At 42.8% G+C, this 22,153-nt stretch carries 17 protein-coding genes; 10 read left to right on the plus strand and 7 right to left on the minus strand.

Translation table 11 applies throughout. The features are described from left to right. Positions 1–53: 53 nt before the first annotated feature. The gene (locus FCL46_RS11795; protein WP_136808326.1) at positions 54–983 is read right to left on the minus strand and encodes a manganese-dependent inorganic pyrophosphatase; all 930 of its coding nucleotides are present in this window, start codon (positions 981–983) and stop codon (positions 54–56) included. Between the two features lie 306 nt (positions 984–1,289). Here FCL46_RS11795 and FCL46_RS11800 point away from each other — a divergent pair, with 306 nt between their 5' ends. The 5 genes from FCL46_RS11800 to FCL46_RS11820 all read left to right on the plus strand — a co-directional run bounded on the left by FCL46_RS11800 (position 1,290) and on the right by FCL46_RS11820 (position 6,250). Further along, positions 1,290–2,297 (plus strand): hypothetical protein, encoded by a 1,008-nt coding sequence (locus FCL46_RS11800; protein ID WP_136808327.1) that lies wholly within the window; start codon positions 1,290–1,292, stop codon positions 2,295–2,297. 28 nt (positions 2,298–2,325) lie between these two features. Next, on the plus strand, positions 2,326–3,333 hold the full coding sequence (locus tag FCL46_RS11805; RefSeq protein WP_136808328.1) for a TIGR00266 family protein: 1,008 nt from the start codon (positions 2,326–2,328) through the stop codon (positions 3,331–3,333). 139 nt (positions 3,334–3,472) lie between these two features. Next, positions 3,473–4,225: a putative metalloprotease CJM1_0395 family protein gene (locus FCL46_RS11810; RefSeq protein WP_136808329.1), complete on the plus strand. Its 753-nt coding sequence runs from the start codon at positions 3,473–3,475 to the stop codon at positions 4,223–4,225. Positions 4,226–4,294: 69 nt separating this feature from the next. Beyond that, on the plus strand, positions 4,295–5,602 hold the full coding sequence (locus tag FCL46_RS11815) for a M18 family aminopeptidase (RefSeq protein ID WP_136808330.1): 1,308 nt from the start codon (positions 4,295–4,297) through the stop codon (positions 5,600–5,602). 3 nt (positions 5,603–5,605) lie between these two features. After that, positions 5,606–6,250, plus strand: a complete 645-nt coding sequence (locus FCL46_RS11820; RefSeq protein ID WP_136808331.1) for a lytic transglycosylase domain-containing protein — start codon at positions 5,606–5,608, stop codon at positions 6,248–6,250. Positions 6,251–6,291: 41 nt separating this feature from the next. Here FCL46_RS11820 and FCL46_RS11825 read toward each other — a convergent pair whose 3' ends face one another. After that, positions 6,292–7,371, minus strand: a complete 1,080-nt coding sequence (locus FCL46_RS11825; RefSeq protein ID WP_136808332.1) for a VCBS repeat-containing protein — start codon at positions 7,369–7,371, stop codon at positions 6,292–6,294. 384 nt (positions 7,372–7,755) lie between these two features. On the opposite strand from FCL46_RS11825, the gene FCL46_RS11830 reads away from it, so the two are divergent. From FCL46_RS11830 to ettA, 4 genes are all read left to right on the plus strand, one after another. Beyond that, complete coding sequence (locus FCL46_RS11830) at positions 7,756–8,343, plus strand: TorD/DmsD family molecular chaperone (RefSeq protein WP_136808333.1); 588 nt, start codon at positions 7,756–7,758, stop codon at positions 8,341–8,343. Then, on the plus strand, positions 8,318–10,555 hold the full coding sequence (locus tag FCL46_RS11835; protein ID WP_136808334.1) for a molybdopterin-containing oxidoreductase family protein: 2,238 nt from the start codon (positions 8,318–8,320) through the stop codon (positions 10,553–10,555). Before FCL46_RS11830 ends, FCL46_RS11835 begins: the two co-directional genes overlap by 26 nt. 40 nt (positions 10,556–10,595) lie before the next feature. Further along, positions 10,596–11,411, plus strand: a complete 816-nt coding sequence (locus FCL46_RS11840; RefSeq protein ID WP_136808335.1) for a 4Fe-4S dicluster domain-containing protein — start codon at positions 10,596–10,598, stop codon at positions 11,409–11,411. A gap of 148 nt (positions 11,412–11,559) precedes the next feature. Further along, positions 11,560–13,242, plus strand: coding sequence for an energy-dependent translational throttle protein EttA (ettA, locus tag FCL46_RS11845; protein WP_136808336.1), 1,683 nt, complete (start codon positions 11,560–11,562; stop codon positions 13,240–13,242). A gap of 289 nt (positions 13,243–13,531) precedes the next feature. Here the strand turns inward: ettA and FCL46_RS11850 are convergent, their stop codons facing one another. The 3 genes from FCL46_RS11850 to purD all read right to left on the minus strand — a co-directional run bounded on the left by FCL46_RS11850 (position 13,532) and on the right by purD (position 16,433). Then, complete coding sequence (locus FCL46_RS11850) at positions 13,532–13,861, minus strand: Hpt domain-containing protein (protein ID WP_136808337.1); 330 nt, start codon at positions 13,859–13,861, stop codon at positions 13,532–13,534. Between the two features lie 177 nt (positions 13,862–14,038). Further along, entirely contained in the window at positions 14,039–14,668 is a 630-nt protein-coding gene (locus FCL46_RS11855; protein WP_167505926.1) for an L-threonylcarbamoyladenylate synthase, read from the minus strand. Further along, positions 14,652–16,433: a phosphoribosylamine--glycine ligase gene (purD, locus tag FCL46_RS11860; RefSeq protein WP_136808339.1), complete on the minus strand. Its 1,782-nt coding sequence runs from the start codon at positions 16,431–16,433 to the stop codon at positions 14,652–14,654. Before purD ends, FCL46_RS11855 begins: the two co-directional genes overlap by 17 nt. A 193-nt stretch (positions 16,434–16,626) precedes the next feature. On the opposite strand from purD, the gene FCL46_RS11865 reads away from it, so the two are divergent. After that, positions 16,627–17,220: a TetR/AcrR family transcriptional regulator gene (locus FCL46_RS11865; RefSeq protein ID WP_136808340.1), complete on the plus strand. Its 594-nt coding sequence runs from the start codon at positions 16,627–16,629 to the stop codon at positions 17,218–17,220. A gap of 27 nt (positions 17,221–17,247) precedes the next feature. Here FCL46_RS11865 and greA read toward each other — a convergent pair whose 3' ends face one another. Together greA and FCL46_RS11875 are read right to left on the minus strand one after the other, a co-directional pair. Further along, positions 17,248–17,733: a transcription elongation factor GreA gene (gene greA, locus FCL46_RS11870; RefSeq protein WP_136808341.1), complete on the minus strand. Its 486-nt coding sequence runs from the start codon at positions 17,731–17,733 to the stop codon at positions 17,248–17,250. 356 nt (positions 17,734–18,089) lie between these two features. Beyond that, entirely contained in the window at positions 18,090–22,085 is a 3,996-nt protein-coding gene (locus tag FCL46_RS11875) for a tetratricopeptide repeat protein (RefSeq protein WP_136808342.1), read from the minus strand. Positions 22,086–22,153: the final 68 nt, after the last annotated feature.

The raw sequence follows: 22,153 nt of genomic DNA on the forward strand, positions 1-22,153 counted from the left end.
CAGTTGAAGATTACCTGAAGTAATCAGTTAATCTTCAAACATTTACAACAGTATTAGCAACCAAAAGCGGTCTGCAGATTAGGTACGGTCTGCTTTTTACGGCTCATCATACCTTCAACCCACATAGAGCTGTTTTCAAGTTTACCACCGAATGCGCCTTCAACAAGTGCAGGATCATCGGAAAGTACAACGAGATCGGTTCCCTCTTTAACAACATCGGTAAGCATAAGAAGAACAGAGTGACGTCCATCAGCTTTAACTTCTGCCATTGCTTTCATCAGATCTTCACGGATATCTGCAACCTGATCAAGAGTAGCAAGCTCAAGCTGTCCAACACCAACTTTATTGCCTTTCATATCGAAATCTTTGTAGTCACGGAAAAGCAGGTCTTTTGCAGGAACGCCGTCTACAGAAGATTTAGCTTTCAGCATAGCCATGAAGAGTTCTTCAGTGTCAGAAACGCCAGCAACTTCTTTCAACTCCGCAACAGCAACTTTATCATCTTCTGTACAGGTAGGGGATTTGAAATTTACGGTATCACTAAGAATAGCTGCGAGCATACCACCTGCAACATTTTTAGGAATAGCAACGCCAGCTTCTTTGAACATTTTGTTCAAAACGGTACCGGTACAACCAACAGGCTCTGCTCTGAAAAGGATTGGGTTGTTAGTAGTTACATCACCAATTTTGTGATGGTCTACGATGGTAACAACTTCAGCGTCAGCAAGTCCTGCAGGACCCTGAGCGATATCACTGAAATCTACAAGTGCAACCTGTTTTCCAGCTGCATCAGTGATTTCTTCAGGAGCAGTCAGACCAAAACGCTCGATAACCATAGCTGATTCTGGGTTGAGATTTGCTGCTACAGACTGCATACAAGCTTTAGCGTCCTGACCCTGTGCGTTCAAAAGGGTTGCAAGCGCAATTGCAGCTGTTACTGAATCGGTATCCGGATTAGAATGTCCTACTACACAAATTGTCATTTGAGTCCTCCAATAAATTAAGTTAATAAATTTAAACTACTAAATAAAAATACGTAAAGCCCTACAAGGCGGTTTTTCATTAAAAATTGACAGCTTAACATAGTGTCTTCATTCAACTGAGTCAAGCAGAAAAAACAGTGGTTTATACTGCTTATTCAACGCAAATAACCAAACAGATAACATGCTGAATATATAGCAATTGTTATAATCCAGCCGGTGCAGGATTTAATGGTGACTTTGCAGCAATGCTGGTATATATTCTCCTAGTATCAGAATGTTAACACATCTCATCACTGGAAATTGTCTATGAGCGAAAAGTTATCAGAACAAGAAACCCGCCCCCGGCGAAAGAGAAAGAAAAAAAACGCCTCACCACTCCCCTATTTCCTTATTATTTCCGCTGTAGTAGCTACAGGATTTATATATTTTCAATATCAACAGAAAACTATAAAAACGCCTGTTATTACTGAGCCCTCTACCCTTCCTGAAACAAGTGTCGGCGGCGAAAATACAGATCTACAGAATGCTCAGGTATATACTGAAAACGAGGTACTGCCAGAGAAAACTGAAAATCAGCAGGAAACTGAATCAATCGACCAATCTGATTTTTTTACAGTAATTGATTCCCCAGAGCAACCAAATCCCAAATTTGACTCACTTAAGGAATCTGCCCTGAATGATAAACTCTGGGCTGAAAGTCAACGGGCACTGACAGACCTTGAACTTTTCTACTCGCATCTTGATGAGCAGGATTATATGCAACCCACCCTCATCAATACGCCTAGCAAGGTTTATTTTTCAAAACTCATTCAGAAGGTGATTGATAATCCACCTATTGTTTCTGGCGAAACAGACGACCTTTTCAATATTTTACAAAACACTGCACATTTTTTCCGAATTGTTGGAAAGAAAAACATATTCACAATAAAAGCGATACTCTTTAAAGAGAAAGATTCTTTCGAGGAGGTTCTTGCTGATTATTATATACTTACTAAAGATGCTGCCTACCTCGCAGAAGAATTTTCGCTTAATCTTGATCAGGAATCGCTATATGATTACGCAGGGTTCTTTCTCACGACCATGGGTGGCAGGCTCTATCTGTTTAGAAGAGATTCAGTTTCTCGTATGGTTGTCAGTTATTACTCCATTCTTATAGTTGATGAAGCAAATAATCGAGGGACAAACAGACATGGGATAGATATTCAACCTGCTATCACCACTCTCATAAGTGAGTTGGAGAATAGCAGTGCCCAGCTTAAACTCAAAGATACCTACCTCGACACACTTTACGAGCTTAAAGAAAAATACATGTAGGTATTGCTACCCAGATAACGGTTTTGATATGGATAACTGGTACATAGCGGTTAACGGTCAGCAGCATGGTCCATTTTCCTCCCAACAGATTCTTCAAGGACTCCAGACGGGGATATACAATCAGGAAACACTTGTTTGGAGACAAGGATATCAGGATTGGATACAGATTTCTCAGGCAAAGGAATTAGATAACCAATCCACAGCAGCAACCCCTCCACCTCCTGGACCTGTGGGAGTTATTGCCCATGAAATCGACTACCAAATATTTGGCTCAGAAATGCAGTTTGTCGAGATTGAGCTCGACCCGCAGGAGAGTGCAGTAGCTGAGGCTGGAGCCATGATGTATATGACTGACGGTATCACCATGGAAACAGTCTTTGGTGACGGAAGCAACGCATCTGCTTCCGATGGTCTCCTGGATAAAATGCTCGGGGCAGGTAAACGGCTCATCACGGGAGAGAGCCTATTTACAACAGTTTTTACTTTTAACGGCCAGGACAAAGGCAAAGTAGCTTTTGCTTCTCCCTATCCAGGGAAAATTATTCCACTTGATCTGCGCAATTATAATGGCAAAATTATCTGCCAAAAAGATGCCTTTCTCTGTGCTGCCAAAGGCGTTGCTATCGGAATTGAATTCCAAAAAAAGATAGGAACAGCTCTTTTTGGTGGTGAAGGCTTTATCATGCAGAATCTGATAGGTGACGGCCTTACGTTTGTTCATGCAGGTGGAACAATCGTAGAGAAGGAGCTCCAGGCAGGAGAGACACTGCGTGTAGATACCGGTTGCCTTGTGGCATTAACCCAGACAGTACGTTATGACATTGAGTTCGTAGGCGGAGTAAAGTCTGCACTCTTTGGTGGGGAAGGGTTCTTTTTTGCTACTCTGAGAGGACCTGGTCATGTATGGCTTCAATCGCTGCCCTTCTCACGACTGGCAGGCAGAATCCACGAATCTTCGCCACAGAATAATGCTGGATTTTCAACAAGTGGCGAAGGATCAGTTCTCGGAGAGTTGGGAAATCTTTTCCAGCGTTAACATAGACGTTACATGTTATTTTTTTCACACTGCTCAAATGTTGATAATTATGGTGCACGCCGGAATTAAAGGAAGATTGCCTTTATCGCCCGGCCGCATTATAATCTAAGGATAATTGGTATTACAGCAGGGTTATATAATGGACGTATTTTCATCAACAGGCAGTTCTCTAATTGCTGGTATCCAAGTCATTTCAGGTGCCGCACAATCTACTACTGGCCCCCAACCCAGTACACGTGGCGAAGATACGCGCGATAAAGGGCCGGAAGATAAAGTCAGTTTATCGCCAGAAGGCCGTCAGGCGGCACAGGAAACTTCCAATCCCCAGGATCAGTCTGAAGAGGCATCTAACGCCGAACAAAATACAGCCCTGACAGCTGAAGAACAAAAACAACTCCAGCAACTCAAATCACGTGATCGAGAAGTTCGTATTCACGAACAGGCACATCTGGCTGCAGCAGGTCAATATGCGGCTGGCGGCCCAAGTTTCACCTATCAGCAGGGACCGGATGGCAACCGCTATGCAGTTGGCGGCGAGGTACCTATTGACGTAAGTAAAGAAGCAACACCAGAAGAAACACTTCAGAAGATGACTGCCGTTCAACAGGCTGCTTTAGCTCCAGCTGAACCCTCCAATGCTGATAGACAGATAGCCGCACAGGCAGCGATTACTGCCGCACAGGCACGACAGGAACTCACTGAACAAAATAGTGAATCGATTGATGACGTTTCGAAACCCGGAGATGTTGACACCGGTGAAAATGCTGATAGCGAATCTCCAGACCAAAACAGTCCAAGTGAATCTGCCTCAAGCGCCAATATCATAGATAATAGCACAATAACTCGACGGGCAATGATTGATGCGTACAGCGCAATCCAGGCCTTAGGATAATTCATCTGATGCACCGCCTTCCCGGATGTGCATTTTCCACGCCCCTTTCAACGAACCCATCCACCCAACATGACAAAATACCAGGAATATAATACAGGTCTGTTTAATTTCATAAACAACTCTCCAACGGCGTTTCATGCAGTTTCCGAGATTCGCACCCTCCTTCTGCAAAAAGGATTCTCAGAGTTATACGAGAACCAATACTGGAAATTGGAAAAGGGGAAACCGTATTTTGTAATACGAAACGACAGTGCACTCGCAGCCTTCACACTCGGTAGCGAAGAGAATCCTGAAAGTGGATTCAGAATGATCGGTAGCCATTCTGATAGCCCTGGCCTTCAAGTAAAGCCTGCAGCTGACACTGCGTCTGAACCATATTTACAAATCGGTGTCGAAATATATGGCGGTCCGTTGCTTAACCCGTGGTTTGACCGCGACCTGGGCCTGGCCGGACGTGTATGCTGTACTGATGGCTCAGGAAAACTCTGTGAATATCTCATCGATTTTCAACGTCCTTTGCTTACCATCCCCAGCCTGGCAATCCATTTCGATCGTGAAGCAAATGACGGAAGACCCATTGATAAACAAAAATTCCTTCCTCCCCTCTTTGCCCAGACATTAGAAGACCAACTTCCTGATTTTACAACCGTCTTGAAAAACAGAATTTCTGAGCAATATCCTCAAGCAAAAATCGTAGATATTCTCGGCTTTGACATGTTCTGTTATGACCATCAAAAAGCCTCGTACCTAGGTTTGAATAACGAATTTATTACCTGCAGCCGACTTGATAACCTTTTGAGTTGTTTTGTTGGAACGAGTGCGATGGGAGATGCAGGGGGTCAGCGCAATACACTTTTTCTCTGTACCAATCATGAGGAAAATGGTTCGACCTCAACAAGCGGTGCGCAATCATCATTTGTTGAAAACATTTTCGAACGACTCATCCCGGCTCCTGAAACACGACAGATAGCCCTTAGAAACTCTCTCTTTATATCTGTTGATAATGCTCATGCAATTCATCCAAATTTCAGGGAAAAATCTGACCCTAATCATAATGTTATTTTAAATGGCGGCCCGGTAATTAAAAATAATGCCAATCAACGCTACGCAACAAACTGCAAATCTTCGGCACTCTTTAAACTCATAGCCAGGGAGGCTGATGTTCCGGTTCAGGAATTTGTTATGCAGACAGGTATGCCCTGCGGAAGCACAATTGGTCCTATGACTGCTGCAAAACTCGGGATAGAAACCATTGATATTGGTGCACCAACATTATCCATGCACTCCATAAGAGAATTGACTGGTAGTCAGGACCCATACCTGATGCATAAAGTTATTCACAGCTTCCTGTCTTCACCTGAATTACAGAGAAGATAAATAATGGGTTTGTATGGTAATAGACTGTTTTTTGCAGGGGCATCAGCATGGATAATCCTTGGTATTATCCTTTCGGCTCCTGCAAATGCAGACCTCTTTACGTACGTCAATAAATATCAGTCGACCTCTGTGTCTGAAGATGCGATGAACCGCCTTCAACGTTATGACTACCTCATAGACTATTTTACGAGTTTTAGTTATTTCGAGCCCAATCACAAAGTAAGCGCTGACTTTATAAGAGCACTTATTCTAGCTGAATCTTCGGCAAACCCACGTGCCGTATCACACAAGGAAGCTTTTGGTCTCGGCCAGATAATTTTAACAACAGGTCAGCAGGCTGGTCGTGAATTATACAATGCCAAAAAGCTATTTAAGTATGTCCCACAGGCTTCACTTAAAAACATCTCGAATGAAGATTTGTTTGACCCAGCAGTAAATATACTTCTTACCTGTTACCTGATAGCAAAATACAACTACAAGTTTGAAGGAAAGTTAGAACTTGTGATATCTGCATGGAACGCCGGCGAGAACACAAAATCACTCGCCCAAGGTAGACACGCGCCGTATATCGAGACCCAAAACCTCATTGGCAAAGTTAACGGGTATTATCTCTTTCTCTTAAAAAATAAAGGGGCACTTCGCTATTAAACGAATGCCCCCGTATTTTTTCTGTGTCGTTTTAACTGATACTATACAGCCAGATCTATCTGCTGAATCGTTCCGACAGTTCCGTCGTCCTTAACAAACACGCCTGTATTCTGTACCTGACCCAGCAATTCATTGTTTTTATCTTTTAAAGCAAAAGGGGAATCTATATGGTTAAGGTAAATTGCCCCTATCCCTTTCTCCCCGAGAGAGAAGAGCTGGTTTGCACCTTCACTGTTTTTTGTCCAAATGCGAAGATGTTCAAAGATTGAATCATTCTCATCGATCCATCTATTTCCATCTGAGTCGTATTCTGCCAGTTCAGCAAATCCGTCGCCTGTGTTAGGCCCAAAGAGCTCACTGCCATCATTTACTTGCCCATCCATATTCATATCCAGGGCTAAAAAACCACTGCCGGGATTAACAAAAGCTATCTGATCATCTCTACCATCCATATCAATATCAAATTCAAACATTGTCTGCGTGAGTTCAGCAGCATTGCCAGAGAAATTGATAGTCAATGGATCCTTTAATGCCTCTCCGGCTCTGATGCTGATACTTTGCTCAGTCATGAATTCACGTGTCATATTCAATTGCACATTGAAATCTATCTCATGTCCATCTGCTGTGGCAATGATTCCTTCAGCTGTAAAACTCGTTGACTCATACTCATAATGAGACTCGTAGTAATCATATTCAAGTCCAAATCCATTCCCAAGGATTGCCGGTTCCACACTTCCAGCATTTTTAGATGCTATATCCTGACCTACTTCCTGTGGCGACACACCATCCTGAGGAATATGAACATCTATTACCTTGCCAGTAATCCGTTCAATCATGGATCGTAATATCATGATATTCAAATCTGCTGATTTTATCTGATCATGCTCTACAGGAGTTACCAATGCACGTTGCGGTCTACCTTTGTTGCTATTTGCAGACAATCGCACCATATCTGCCTGTTGTATGATCGTGTTCTCGATTTTAGTTTGAGATACATCGTCTTCATCACGTTCAAAGGCTTTTGCATTACCCCCCCAAACGTTAAGAGACTCGTGAATTGTATGTTTTTCTATTGACTTACGCTCGGAAGAGAGCTGAATGGAAGAGTCACTGATAATCATGATACGCCCTCCTTGGCATCTTTTGTGGCAAATGATACCCGAATGGCCCTCCATGACTGTCCGGATACACCTGTGACTATTCTGTCTCGGTACAGTTTTAGTAAAGCTTTAGAAAAAATGGTTGATTAATTTCAAAATATATATTTAAGTTTTTCATTATATTCTTACACGCTTTTTTTACTTGCCTATTTTCATTATATAAATTTTATTGAACAAGGCAATTATGTGCAAATACTCACTTTTTTCTTATACCACACCTAACCTCCCACTTAGTGGTAATTGACAGATAGGGTACTCGTATGTAGCTTTGCTTTTTGCTTATAATACGCTGTGTCAATAATACGAATGACACACAATTGAACAACAACCATTAATATACGATATATGACAGATAGCATATCAAGCCAAATCAACGTAATATATAGATTTTGTGCTCAAAGCCTTCAGTATCCCGATCGCAGTTGGCTTACAGCTGAATACGAAAAAAGTCTTTTCATCCTTCTCGATACGCTCGACGCTCAGAAAGAAAAAGAGGCAATTCAAAAAAGATTCAGTACAGATAATGACCCACTTGAAGCCCTGCAGATAGAGTATACACGGCTTTTTATTAATGGATTTCCCCATGTCGTTGCTCCACCCTATGGATCTGTATATCTCGATAAATCCCTACTTGGAAAGCACACCGAAAAAACCATGAGCTTTTATAAATCTCATGGATATATGCTGAAAGAAGGTACTGATCTGCCTGATCACATAATTTATCAACTTGAATTTCTTTCACTGCTCGCTGAGAATAACGATGAAGCTGCAGAGACAGAATTCCTTAAAACTATATTCCTACCATGGTTTTCGAAATTTCATGCCAGAGTAAGACAAGAAACAACGCATCCGTTTTATTCTGTAATTGTTCAATTCATTGATTATTTAACGAAGGAGGAAGACGAACATGGCATTCAACTTGACGAGGCGTAGATTTCTTCAATCCGCCTCTTTGGCAGCTGTTTCCATACCGCTTTCCAAAGTTGTTTCTGCTGAAACGGGATTTACGCAATCTCCACTTGAAGCTAAAGGTTCTCTCAATGAAGAGACTGTTTCGGGTGGAATCTGCGAAATGTGTTTCTGGAGATGTCAGCTTATCGGCAAAAAGCGTGAAGGCAGACTTATAAAGCTTGAAGGTAATCCAAAATCTATTGATAACGGCGTATCAATCTGTGCCCGTGGAAATGCTGGCATAAAACTACTATACGATCCAGACAGACTTAAATACCCACTTAAAAATGTCGGTGAAAGAGGAAAACCTGTCTGGAAACGTATCAGCTGGGATGAAGCACTGGCAGAATGTTCAAGCCGCCTTAAAGGTGTTGTAGACAAGTATGGCCCTCAGGGAATCAGTGTATTCCCGCATGGCTCTACCGCCAAATATCCAATGCATTTCTTTGAAAGAACCGTTGGAACCCATAACGTCAGTGAAGCCTCTTTTTTCCAGTGTCGTGGTATTCGTGATACTGCGTATCTTGCGACAATAGGCAAGGCACCTGGTGAGAAAGTGGATATGGCAAACTCCAAAGCGATTTTTCTGCTTGGTTCACACATCGGTGAAAACATCCACGTCTCTCATGTTAAGAATTTTGCCAAGGGCCTGCAAAACGGTGCAAAGCTGATAGTTGTCGACCCACGCTACTCCGCTGCTGCGGCAAAATCTGATATCTGGATTAAAATCAAGCCAGGCACAGACACCGCTTTTCTCCTTGCTGTGATGAACTATCTCGTTAAAAACAACAAATATGACGCAGAGTTCGTTGAAGAATATGGAGACGGATTTGAAGAATTCACTGAAGGCATCAAAGACTGGAGCCTTGAGAAGGCAGCAATAGAGTGTGATATAACCCCGGATGAAATAAAGCAGGTAGCTGAAATGCTTGCAGTCAATGCCCCTAATGTGTCCATCCATCCAGGCAGACACGTATCCTGGTATGGCAACGATTTTCAGCGACAGCGATCGCTTGCCTGCCTTACCGGTCTTTTAGGTGCATATTATGTTAAGGGCGGCTGGGTACCGGGAAAAACTCCAAAAGTTGGCAAAGTAAGCTGGGCTAAGCACGAACATGATACCGAGCATAACCTCAACTACGATGAAGATGAGGAAATGCGTCACCCTTTCACCCCTCCTGGGACACCTACCGAATTGATACGGGATGCTGCTCTTACTGGCAAACCATACCCAATCAAAGGTTGTGTTATCTGGGGACAAAATCCGATTCAGACCATTCCTGGTCAGGAGAAGATGAAAGATGTTCTTCGCCAGATGGACTTTGTCATGTGTGTTGATGTTATGCCAACAGATGCAACAATGTATGCTGACATCCTTCTTCCTGAAGTAAGTTATCTCGAACGGCATGATCTGGTTAAGACCGGTACACAATGGGACTTCTCTGAGAAACATCAGCAATACATCGCTGCAAGACTTCCGCTTGTCGAACCTATGTTCGAGCGCAAAGATCAGGTTTTCATTACCAACGCAATCGCTACAGGTCTTGGCCATAAAGATGAAATCCCTGTAAAATCGGTTGAAGAGCTGGTTGAAAAAACCCTTGAGGTCGCCGGATTAAGTCTCAAACAGATAACCCAAGAAGGCGGAATACATTTACAGGACGGAAAAGATCCATATGGAGTACCTGAGGACTTCGAAGTGCTCTTTTATAACGAGGACATCGAAGATGCAGGCTTCCCGGGCGTACCGACCTATATACCAATAGATCAACCACCAGCTGGCTACGCACGACTACTCTATGGTCGCGTACCGGTGCATACGTTCAATCGGACCCAGAATAATGCATGGCTTCATTACGCCATGCCTGAAAATCCTGTCTGGATAAACGATGAAACTGCTGTAAAGCTTGGCCTAAAAGACGGAGATGTTGTCGGACTGGTTAACAGCGAGGGCTTTAAATCGCGAACAACAACCACCCTCAAAGTAACTCCAGGCATCAGAAAAGACTCAGTCTATATGGCTCATGGCTATGGTTCAGTCAATCCGTTGTTGAGTGTTGCCGTCAATGCCGGGGTCGATGATCAGAGCCTGATTACCAAAATTGCAGTAGACCCGGAAACAGGTGCCCATGGCATGCGAAATAACTTTGTCAAACTCATTAAGGACGGCAAAGTGCTGGACATTCCGGCATAACTTTCATCCATCGCAATTTTAAGTCTTCAGGGAGGACGTAATGCAATACGGAATGATAATAGATCTTGAAAAATGTGTCGGATGCCACGCCTGCACCATCGCCTGCAAGGCGGAGTGGGAGGTTCCTGTTGAATCCGGCAGAAACTGGGTTAAACGTCTCGGCCCTTCACTTGTGAAAGGTGAAATGGCTTCAACATACTACCCCGGATTATGCAATCACTGTGCAGATCCTGTATGTGTACCTGAGTGTCCTGCAGACACAGAAGAGGTAACGTTTATAGACGCAAAAACTGGAAAAACAGTCGTTGAGGAAGTTGCAGCTACATGGAAAGATCCTTTTGACGGCACAGTCCAGATTGATAAAGCCAGATGTCTAGGCTGCGGCGCATGTGTAGATGTCTGCCCATACAATGCACGATATATCAATCCCGATCTTACTGATGATGTATCAGAAGACGGTAAAGCTGATAAATGTACATATTGTAAGCCACGGGTTGAAGCTGGCTCTGAACCAGCTTGTGTTCAGACCTGTATTACCGGTGCTCGTATTTTCGGTGATCTTTCAGATCCGAAATCTGAAGTATCTCAATATGTAAAGAATGGTGCCAAAGGTATTGAACCTGTTGATGGCAATCTCGGGCCGAATTCACTTTACTATGGTAAAGCAAAGGATATCAGCCTGCTGTTCGACACTTCAACACCCGAACTTGCCGATCTTGGTATGGTTCGACGACGCGCAATGCTTGCTTCACTGAAGCGTTCTGCAACGAAATCCATTCGCAATGTTGGATTAATTGGAATGGCTGGTGCAATATTAGCTGCATCGTCGAACGATAAAGAGAGCAATAAAGGGTAAATTTACCATAATTCTCCACATAGCTGTTGATGGCCATAATCTCTTGTTTGATTATGGCCATTTTTTTTTGTATGATCGTTTCACACTACAAATGACACCTTCGACAAATTCGCCGAAGAAACGAACATGAACCTTACAAAGGAAACATATGAGTACCGACGATAAAAAAATCATCTATTCGATGATGAAAGTATCAAAATATTACGACAACAAACCTGTCATTAAAGATATATCGCTGTCTTACTTCTACGGTGCAAAAATCGGTGTTCTCGGACTTAACGGTTCGGGTAAGAGTACCCTGCTTCGAATTCTTGCAGGAATAGATACCGAATTCAACGGCAAAACTGTTTTATCTCCAGGCCTTACAGTCGATTACCTTGAACAGGAACCTCAACTTGATCCGGAAAAAACAGTCCGCCAGATTGTTGAAGAAGGCGCTCAGGAAACCGTTGACCTGCTCAACGAGTTTAACGAAATTAACGAAAAATTTGCTGAACCAATGACTGACGATGAGATGCAGGATCTAATCGACCGCCAGGCCAAGGTTCAGGAAAAACTCGATAACATGTCAGCATGGGACCTGGACAGTCGCCTCGATATGGCCATGGATGCACTGCGATGTCCTCCAGCGGACAGTCTTTGCGGAGTGTTATCCGGTGGTGAAAAACGTCGTGTAGCATTGTGTAAAATTCTTCTCAGAAGACCAGACATCCTCTTGCTTGACGAACCTACAAACCATCTTGATGCTGAATCAGTCGCATGGCTTGAGCACCACCTGCAGGAGTATGAGGGAACCGTGATTGCAGTTACCCATGATAGATACTTCCTCGACAATGTTGCAGGCTGGATTCTTGAACTTGACAGAGGTGTTGGAATTCCGTGGAAAGGTAATTACTCTTCATGGCTTGAGCAGAAAGAAAAGCGTCTCTCCCAGGAAGAAAAGACTGAGAGCAGTCGTCGTAAAACCCTCAAGCGCGAACTTGAGTGGATCAAGATGTCCCCCAAGGGAAGGCGTTCAAAATCCAAGGCCAGGATCAGCGCTTATGAAAAACTCATGGGGCAGGAAACTGAAAAACTTGAGAAAGACCTTGAGATATTCATCCCACCTGGACCACGTCTTGGTAAGGTTGTTATTGAGGCCACTGAGGTGCAAAAGAGTTATGGCGACAGAGTTCTTGTCGACAAAATGAATTTCAACCTTCCTCCAGGAGGCATTGTCGGCGTTATCGGTCCTAACGGAGCTGGTAAAACAACATTGTTCAGAATGATCACCGAACAGGAACAGCCTGATGCCGGTACGATTCGTAAAGGTGAAACTGTAAAGCTCTCTTACGTAGATCAGAGCAGGGATTCGCTTGATCCTGAAAAAACCATCTATGAAACAATTTCAGAAGGTCAGGATACTATCTGGTTGGGAACTCGTGAAGTCAACAGTCGAGCATATGTAGGGAAGTTCAATTTTGCAGGATCAGATCAGCAGAAGAAGGTGGGATTACTTTCAGGTGGACAGAGAAATCGTGTTCATCTGGCAAAAATGTTAAAAGAAGGAGGCAACGTCCTTCTTCTTGATGAGCCAACAAACGATCTTGATGTTAATACCCTACGGGCACTGGAAGAAGCTTTAGAGAATTTTGGCGGCTGCGCGGTTATCATCAGCCATGATCGCTGGTTCCTGGACAGATTGGCCACACATATTCTTGCCTTTGAGGGCAACTCGGAGGTAGTCTGGTTTGAAGGCAACTATTCCGATTATGAAAAAGATCGAAAAGCCCGTCTTGGTGCAGAAGCTGACCAGCCTCATCGGATCAAATACAGGCAGTTGACCCGCTAGGACTTTTATCACCCATACGTCAAAACCTCAACCTTACAGATTACGTTAGGGTCCTAAAAATAGGCCAAAAGGACTGAGGTTGAAGAGATTAGGACTGAGTGCTTCAGAAGCACTCAGTCCTTTACCTTTGGGCTAATTCCTTGTGCACGCGTCCAGCCTGTACAGAATACTGGAAAAGCAACAGATTTGGCAAAAAATGAAAAGGTATGGGTAACGGACTGCTCTGGTAAACTACCGGTATGTTGAAGTAAACCCTTTAGGCGTTCCGGCAAATAATTGCCTTTTGCTTCTAGAGGGTCATATTCATTATTTCCTGCAGCATATGATCAAGCTGCGGTATCAGATGTACAGCCTCTTCGATACTTCCTGATTTCCCATCATCCTCAATTCGCCGTGTTACTTCAGTAATACCTTCAATTCCCAAGCTGGAAGCAGCTCCTTTGATTGAATGTGCTGCAGCCGCAACAACTTGTGCATCTGAAGATTTGATCCCGTCTTTTATGCGCAGAATATCTGATTGAAAAGACGTTTTAAAGATGTCGAGAAGCTCATTTAACAACTCCTCATCTTCTGCTGCCTGCTCAAGAGCAAACTCCTTATCCCATTTCAATAGCGACATAGTCACCTTCCCTGTATCGTGTAATCAACAGATACGACAGGTAAACAAGCACCTGACGACCACAGGTTATGGTATCATGATTTTACAGCAAATAACAAATTCAATACCATATTGATATTCATGACTCTGTTTTTACGTCAAAAAAACACATATATTCACGTAAATTTCGGCCGTTAATTAGAAATCTGTACATTCAGGTATACCAGGAATGGCTATACGTCCACGCCTCAGCACGCAAAGCTTGCCACGCGAAAAACTAATGACTGTAGATCCCGGCCCTTCTGTTGAAGGACCACCGTCTATCACTCCATCAATACCGGAACCAAAAGCATTTCGTACGTCTCTTACATTTCGAGCCGGTTCATAAGCTGAAATATTTGCACTCGTTGCAGTTATCGGTTTTCCAAACTCATCAATAAGTGTACGTGCATACTCATTCGGTGTAAGCCGTATCCCAATGGTCCCGGTTCCACCGGTCAAAAGTGAGGAGACATGTGGTTTAGCCTCAAATATCAACGTTAGCGGCCCCGGCCAATACCTGTTGATAAGAGACTCGTAAACCTTTGGGATCTCTTGTGCATAGAGCAACAGCTGTTCAACTTTTGAGATCAGTATAAGTATCGGTTTGTTCGCGGGACGCTGTTTCAGGGCAAACAGACGTTGAAGAGCTTCCTCGTTTTCGGGATCTACTGCGAGGCCATAATAGGTTTCAGTAGGAATGGCAACTACACCGCCACACCGTATTGCGTCAACAGCCAGACTGATTGTCTCAGTCTGGCTGTTATTTACACTAGCATGATGCTTCAAGTTTTCGCGCCTTTTCTTCAACTTCCTTGATCATATTCTCCTTGAACTCAAGAAGTTTGGCTGCAACCTTTTCGTCATTTAACGCAAGCATCTTACCCGCAAATACCGCTGCATTTTTAGCACCAGCTTTACCAATACCCATAGTAGCAACAGGTATACCCGGAGGCATCTGAACTGTTGCGAGCAAAGCATCCATTCCCTGCATTGGTGAAGCATCAAGAGGAACACCAATTACAGGAAGATCAGTGTGCGAAGCAATTACACCTGCAAGATGAGCGGCCATGCCTGCCCCTGCAATGATGATCTTCAAACCTCTTTCCTGTGCAGTCTTAGCATATGTCGTAGCTCGCTCAGGAGTTCTGTGCGCTGATGCTACTGTCATTTCATATGAAATACCCAGAAGGGTAAACATGTCAGCTGCAGCTTTCATTACAGGCCAATCTGAATCACTACCCATCAATATACCTACGACAGGTTTACTCTTATCTGCTTCAAACCTCTTCATCGCTTTTGCTCCAATATCTCTTCTAAAATATGCACCGGTCCAATTGATACAATCTACAGCCTTATATGATGCCTCTATAGCAGATTTGAGGCTATCACCAATAGCAGTTACACCAAGAACCCTTCCACCATTTGTTACAACCTTCCCATCCTTCAGGTCAGTACCTGCATGAAAGACAACAACACCAGGAACTTCACCTGCCCGTTCGAAACCGGACATTTCAATTCCTTTTTCATAGCTTCCGGGATATCCACCAGACGCCATCACGACACACACTGTTGGGCGTGGGTCAATCTTCATGTCGATTTCATCAAGTCTGCCGTCAATTGCTGCCTCAAAGATATCTATAATATCCGACTCAAGTCGCATAAGTAGAGGTTGAGCCTCAGGATCACCAAATCGACAATTGAACTCCAATACCTGAATCGAGTCTCCATCAATCATGAGGCCGGCATACAACATACCTTTATACGGCCTACCCTCTTTGGCAAGGCCTTCAACGGTAGGTAACATTACATTCTTCATGACATAGTCACTGATCTCATCAGTAACTACCGGAGCCGGAGAATATGCGCCCATACCGCCAGTGTTCGGTCCTTTGTCATTTTCATACGCAGCCTTATGGTCCTGAGACGTTGGCAAAGGCAATACAGTTTTACCATCAGTAAAAGCAATAAACGACGCTTCCTCTCCCTTAAGACATGCTTCTATAACTATGGTGTTGCCTGCAGTTCCGAAGGCCTTGTCCTGCATTATCAAATCTACAGCTTCTTTAGCTTCATCTTCGGTAGCAGCTACAATCACCCCTTTACCTGCTGCCAGCCCATCCGCCTTAACAACAATTGGTGCCCCGCACTTATCTATGTAGTCTTTAGCCGGTCCACTCTCGGTAAACACTTCAAATTCTGCCGTAGGGATGTTGTATTTAGCAAGAAATTCCTTGGTGAACACTTTGCTGCCTTCAAGAATCGAGGCGGCTTTGCTCGGCCCAAATACACGAAGATTGTTTTCTTCAAAAAGATCCACAATACCTACAACAAGCGATGCTTCAGGCCCGACCACAGTAAGATCTATTTTTTCTTTTAAGGCGAATTCGAGTAATGCATGTATATCAGTAGCATCAATATTTACACATTCGGCCATGCCTGCTATACCCGCATTCCCGGGTGCACAGAATATTTTTTTAACTTTGGTGCTCTGGTTAATTTTCCAGACCAGAGCATGCTCTCTTCCACCTGAACCAACGACAAGTACTTTCATATCGGCAACTCCAGTATTTAGTGTATAATGTTAATGGGAATTTTTAAAAAAACAGGTATATAAACGAAAGCTTTGTTGTTGATAAACTTCAATTTTGCACGTTGACAAACACAGTTCGAGCTATTACATGAATGAATAGCCATTCATAAAAAGCCAGGCTGAGATAAAACGTCCACCCGAGCTTCCTTTAGGTATGAAAGCAGTTAACAAACATTCAAGAATTATAACGGCGGCCACGAAAGTTTTTGCCAAAAAAGGATTTTTCACCGCAAGAATATCCGATATCGCCAAAGAAGCCAAGGTTGCAGACGGTACAATATACCTCTACTTCAACAACAAATACGATATTCTCATATCTGTTTTTGAAGAAGAAATTGGCAAACTTGTCATTCAGGTGAAAAAAGCTCTCGAAAAAGAGACCAATCCGCAAAAAATGCTAGAGATTTTTGCGGATAAACACCTCCGAACGATGAAGAAAAACAGGAACCTGGCCGAAGTCATTCAGGTGGAATTGCGACAGACCAATAAAGTGATCAAAGATTATCGCAATAAAACCTTTACAGAGTATATCGACATTGTCGCAGATATTATCCGATCTGGCCAGGATGCTGGTGTCTTTCGTCCGGATATTCAGCCAGATCTAGCCAAACGCGCGTTCTTCGGTGCTCTTGATGAAATTTCCAGAATATGGAACATTTCCCTGGAAACTCACTATGACGTTGATGAAACCACCAGCCAAGTTCTACTCATCTTTCTCTCTGGATTAACTGCGGACAACACTCGTTGAGATATTTCTTCTCAGAACCTCCACAAATTACGCAAAATCCGACCTGCCGATCTCCATCAATTCAAATTCCCGATTTCCACCAGGAGTTACTACCAGCACCTCATCGCCAACTTCTTTACCTAGCATAGATCGACCAAGGGGAGAGAGAACCGAAATTGAACCTTTCTTTACGTCTGATTCTTCAGGTCCCAGCAACTGGTAACGTACTTCTTCATCCGTATCAAGATCCAGCAGCGTTAAAACCGTGCCAAAAACGGCTCTTTCAATGGATACTTTTGAGCAGTCAATTACTTCCGCACGGGATAATTTGTCTTTTAGTTCAAGAATTCGTCCTTCAATATGTCCCTGTCGTTCTTTCGCTGCATGGTATTCGGCGTTTTCTTTGAGATCGCCATGTTCGCGTGCAACCTCAATTGCTTTTACTACTTCAAACCGATCAATCTTTTCAAGCTTGTTTAATTCTTCGCGCAATCTTTGATTTCCAGCCTTAGACATTGGAATTCGCTCAACCATTACTGCCTCCATAAAAAAAAAATCCTGCCAGGTATCTTTACTTCCTCCCTGGACAGGAAAACTGTGTTTTCTTAATTAGTAATTATTCAGTCACCAGCCCGACCTTGCCTCACTCAGGAGCTGAATCGTATCAGGAATGCTCCAGATGTATACAAACAGGCGTGTTAACGAGTTCCTATCCTAAACTACCCTTCTGCCCAATATCAGCGTTGTGGCCCTGATTTTTATCCTCAGAATATCAGCAATATGCTTGCGGTTAAAATCTGAGTCGCGCCTCGATCTTGAACAGAATACTGAGTTTCAGGATTGAAACTAACTATAAATGTTTATGGTGAACAATTACCTAAATTGTAAAATTACCAACGATACATAAGGGAAAGACCTGCACTGTGCTCTCTATAATCATCGCTTGTCGAATATAGCAACTCTCCTTTTAATAGGAAATTGCTGCTCATTTCAAGGAAAATATCAAAGTTACCAGAGTAAATAAATGTTTCATCCATCTCATATCCAACAGAAAAACCTAGCGAATAATAACTTGGAGCCTTCTCGAAAACATCTAACTGCTTGAGCAAATGATGAAATCTAACAGACACCAGGTGCTGCCAGTAGTCATCGGGGCTCCAGTAATCAAGAGTTACTGGAACAGCTATTTCAACAGCATCACCAGTAGACTCAGAAGCATCAAGCGTATCAATTTGCATTGAATCCAAACCGCTGTTTACTAGTTCATAGCTGTACTTCAGTTCGACAGTAGTAAATTCACTGAATATTGAATAGGTTGTCCACAGATAAATTCTATCCTGACTGTTATCATCATTATACCAACGCTTTCGATATTCACCACCCAGGTTAAAACCTGATGAGCCTTCTATTAATAAGCCCCCAGTGATTTCCTGACTGTACAGATCACTTTCAAGAGATTCCAGAGTATCATCTACAACATCCTGCTGATAGCGAACGTACCCAGACAACAGATCATCGAGTTGATACTGGACCTTCATATCAGAAAGAAGTGTCCCGTTTCCCCCTGAGTCAAGATAGTGGTAACCAAGACCTAAATCCACTGTTGTCCTGTTATTTATCTCAAAAACAGATTTTCCATGTATTACACGACCCTCTATTTCACCATCGCCTGAAGCTTTTTGGTATTCCAACTCATTGTAGTTAAATTCAATCTGACTGGTAATATCTGGATTGAACCTGAAACTCGGTCCAACACCTGTTTTAACCACATTTATAGAATCATCGCGGCCTTCTTTACTCAAATACACATACTCAAGCCCGAGCGTAGGGGATCTGGTGATTTTGTTTCGCTCAATAGACTCATCCAGTTCAGGGTACTTTTCTCCTTGAGCTTCGAGGTAGCTGTATACTTCAGCCTCCTTACGATAATCACCTAGTCTTTCATATATTTTGGCAAGATCCTTCAACCCTTCTGCAGACTGATATTCACGTAAATTATGTCTATAGTTTTTCTCAGCAGTTATGTATTTGTTCTGCTTCACAGCCTTCCTAACCATATATTCACTCTTAACAAGCTTTTCCCAACGATACCGGTCATACAAATCTGCAGCAATCTCACCAACAGCTGTTTCGATATTGAAAAGAAAACCATGGTCAGCGGTCATAGAATTCAACTTATCCAGCTGATCTGGTTGCTTATAGGTAAATAACTTCCAGAAGATTTTTTTATCTTCTTCCTGCCACCTGAAATCTAACTTTTTCTCTGATAGCCGCTGTTTAAATAGGGAAACAACAGGAGGATTAAGGAGTTCACGATAGAGAGACAAAGCCTTGTCGTAATCTCCCATTGCCCAATATGTTCGTGTTTCTAATAATTTAAATTCAATGGGCAGTTGAGCTATTTTTTTGTCGGTAAGTTCGGCAATAACGAGCGAATAGTTTGCCTGTTTAAACTCCAATTGCAAATACCTTTTGTAAAAAAAGATTTCTTGCGGGTATTCAGCATGCAATTGCTTATAAGTCTCTGCAGCACTATCTATTTGGCCAAGATTGTTGAGCCTTTCAGCCTGGGCAATCCTCGCTCGCGGGGATTGAGCAGTTGAAGCGAGAATTTTATTATACATTTCCAGCGCTACTCTTTCCTGTCCCAGCTCTACAGCATTTTCTGCATCGGTATAGATGCGAGCAATGGACACAGCGTCTTTTCTGTTATAGGAGTTCTGGAAATACTTGCTTATGTCGACCCGACCTTTCCCTTTAACAATAGCACGAATAAACTCCGCACTGGTAATATTACGACCAGCTTTCTCTGATCTGACAAGCACATCCGAACAAAGTTCATATTCATCTTCTATGATATATAACCTGCACAATTCCTGCTCAAACCGCGATAACAGAGAATTACGTTCTTTGCTATTAATTGCTGTCTGCTTCTGTTTAATGTAAAGTTCCACTTCATCAGCTGCAACCGAATATTCTTCTTCAGACTCCAACAGGTGAATGTAGGTTTCAAAGAGATCCTGACTTGCAGGGTCAGTTTGTTCCTGCCATGATTTACCAGCAGGATCATTACCAAAATATCTGAATAATGACCATCCATCCTCAGTTACACCTGAGTCAATTGCATGTTCGATAAGTTGAAAAATTGTAGCTTTATTAGCACCATCAGAGATCAATAGTGATCGTAATATTTTTTCTGATTCAAAATTTGCACCCATCATTTTCAGGGTAATGGCTCTATGGAGTAATATTTCTATTCGGCCTTCTTTACCAGCCCAGTCAGTATTTAACATTCTGGAGTAAATAGATTCAGCAACAGAATATTGCCCATTCAGTCGAAGACCTTCAATATATAAAAGATATAGATTGAGATATTTTTTTTCTAATGAGGTAGCGGTCAAAGGCCTGCCCAACTCTATCAATTCCTTGAGTAAACCGAAGTCTCCAGCTTGACGTAATAGCTTCGTATATAGCGTACCCAACTCTCTTGAACTCTTCCAGGCCTCCATTGAAGAATAAAAAGCTCGTATATCATCTCCAGCCTGCTCTTCAATCATGGCTTTCAAGAGATAATATGAAGCACTCCCGGCCATATTTCCCTTAATGTTTTTAAGATATACATTCGCTTTAGAACTATCGCCGGTGCGAAAATAGATTTCTGCTAACCTGTAAGCAACATCATCCTTATTCCTGCTATGAGTATAAATTACTTCAAGCAGGCTGGTAAGTGCTTTGGTCTTGCCTGAATGTTCTAATTTCTTGGCCATCAACCTATATATTGAAAGCCGGTTATCTGTAAATTCGAGCAGATCGTTCCAAAGTATCTCCGCCCCATCATTTTCAACTATTGCGAGTAGATCATTTGCAATTGTATCCCGTATAATATCAAGTTCTTTTGCTGCCTGTTTATCTTTGGGAACAAGTTTAGTATACCGCTCATAAAATCTAAGCGCTTTATCAGCCCTACCGAAATCTCTTACATAAATCCTAGCAGCAGTCAGCAACAAGTTTTGATTTAAATGCTTGTCATTATTTAAAATTGATAAAATATGAGGAAGTGCCAGGCGTGAATTTCCAGTATCCAGAAAATAATTACATGCTTTCAAATGATAGGTAATGTTGTCCGGGTCTGTTTCAAGGATGCGTTTCCAAACGGGCAAAGCTTTCTCTTTTTCACCCGCTTGCACGAAAAGCTCAGCAGCTTTCTGAAGTTGCTCTTTCTCTAACCCAGCATCGTTTAATAAGAGCGAATAATAGTCACTTGCTTTTCTGAATTGTCCTAAATTCTGAGCAACATGAGCAAGCATCTCAAGAACACGCGTATCATCAGGCTTACGTTGCCTTAGCTGTTCAAGCAAAGTAAAAGCCTGTGCGTCACGACCTAATCCCAGCAGTCCATCTACGAGACCTTTGAGAGCAAGAACCCCTTCATCTCCACCCGGTTCTCGCGAATACACTTGGCCAAGATATTTAACAGCCCGTCTATATTCTTTGGTTCTAAGAGCCACATGGCCCGCCATTGAAATATATTCAAGACTATACGGATTTCCTTCAATAAGGCTTTCAAGAATTGACGTAGCCAGGTCAAACTCTTCAAGTGTAAAAAGTATTTTGCAATATTCCCATTTGGCCTCTTCAATCCGAGGTTTTTTAAGAACTAATTCTTTGTAATACTCGGCAGCTGCGACGTAATTACCCTGACGTGCAAGATCTCTTCCGGCATCCCAGTAACTTTTCCATAACGGAGTATCCGGAGCATCTACAGTTACTATTTCACGGTCAGGAGTAATGGCGGAATACAGATGGGGCGGCAAGGCCAGTGCAACAGCCAGAATAATGAGAAAAACATGACTGTTAATTTTCAAACCCAGCCTTTTTAATACCATGGACTTTGCCTTTTCAGGCAGAGAAAGGATTTATAGATGTATCAGGAATCGGCTATTGCAGCCGATTC

The organism is Desulfosediminicola flagellatus (assembly GCF_005116655.2).
In the GTDB taxonomy this organism is placed as follows: domain Bacteria; phylum Desulfobacterota; class Desulfobulbia; order Desulfobulbales; family Desulfocapsaceae; genus Desulfopila; species Desulfopila flagellata.

Bases quoted from the DNA above. Each gene is read 5' to 3' on its own strand.
- FCL46_RS11840 (WP_136808335.1), top strand. From the start codon at position 10,596: ATGCAATACGGAATGATAATAGATCTTGAAAAATGTGTCGGATGCCAC.
- greA (WP_136808341.1), bottom strand. From the start codon at position 17,733: ATGGTTGAGCGAATTCCAATGTCTAAGGCTGGAAATCAAAGATTGCGC.
- ettA (WP_136808336.1), top strand. From the start codon at position 11,560: ATGAGTACCGACGATAAAAAAATCATCTATTCGATGATGAAAGTATCA.
- FCL46_RS11830 (WP_136808333.1), top strand. From the start codon at position 7,756: ATGACAGATAGCATATCAAGCCAAATCAACGTAATATATAGATTTTGT.
- FCL46_RS11835 (WP_136808334.1), top strand. From the start codon at position 8,318: ATGGCATTCAACTTGACGAGGCGTAGATTTCTTCAATCCGCCTCTTTG.
- FCL46_RS11875 (WP_136808342.1), bottom strand. From the start codon at position 22,085: ATGGTATTAAAAAGGCTGGGTTTGAAAATTAACAGTCATGTTTTTCTC.
- FCL46_RS11825 (WP_136808332.1), bottom strand. From the start codon at position 7,371: ATGATTATCAGTGACTCTTCCATTCAGCTCTCTTCCGAGCGTAAGTCA.
- FCL46_RS11820 (WP_136808331.1), top strand. From the start codon at position 5,606: ATGGGTTTGTATGGTAATAGACTGTTTTTTGCAGGGGCATCAGCATGG.
- FCL46_RS11800 (WP_136808327.1), top strand. From the start codon at position 1,290: ATGAGCGAAAAGTTATCAGAACAAGAAACCCGCCCCCGGCGAAAGAGA.
- purD (WP_136808339.1), bottom strand. From the start codon at position 16,433: ATGAAAGTACTTGTCGTTGGTTCAGGTGGAAGAGAGCATGCTCTGGTC.
- FCL46_RS11805 (WP_136808328.1), top strand. From the start codon at position 2,326: ATGGATAACTGGTACATAGCGGTTAACGGTCAGCAGCATGGTCCATTT.
- FCL46_RS11810 (WP_136808329.1), top strand. From the start codon at position 3,473: ATGGACGTATTTTCATCAACAGGCAGTTCTCTAATTGCTGGTATCCAA.
- FCL46_RS11850 (WP_136808337.1), bottom strand. From the start codon at position 13,861: ATGTCGCTATTGAAATGGGATAAGGAGTTTGCTCTTGAGCAGGCAGCA.
- FCL46_RS11815 (WP_136808330.1), top strand. From the start codon at position 4,295: ATGACAAAATACCAGGAATATAATACAGGTCTGTTTAATTTCATAAAC.
- FCL46_RS11795 (WP_136808326.1), bottom strand. From the start codon at position 983: ATGACAATTTGTGTAGTAGGACATTCTAATCCGGATACCGATTCAGTA.
- FCL46_RS11865 (WP_136808340.1), top strand. From the start codon at position 16,627: ATGAAAGCAGTTAACAAACATTCAAGAATTATAACGGCGGCCACGAAA.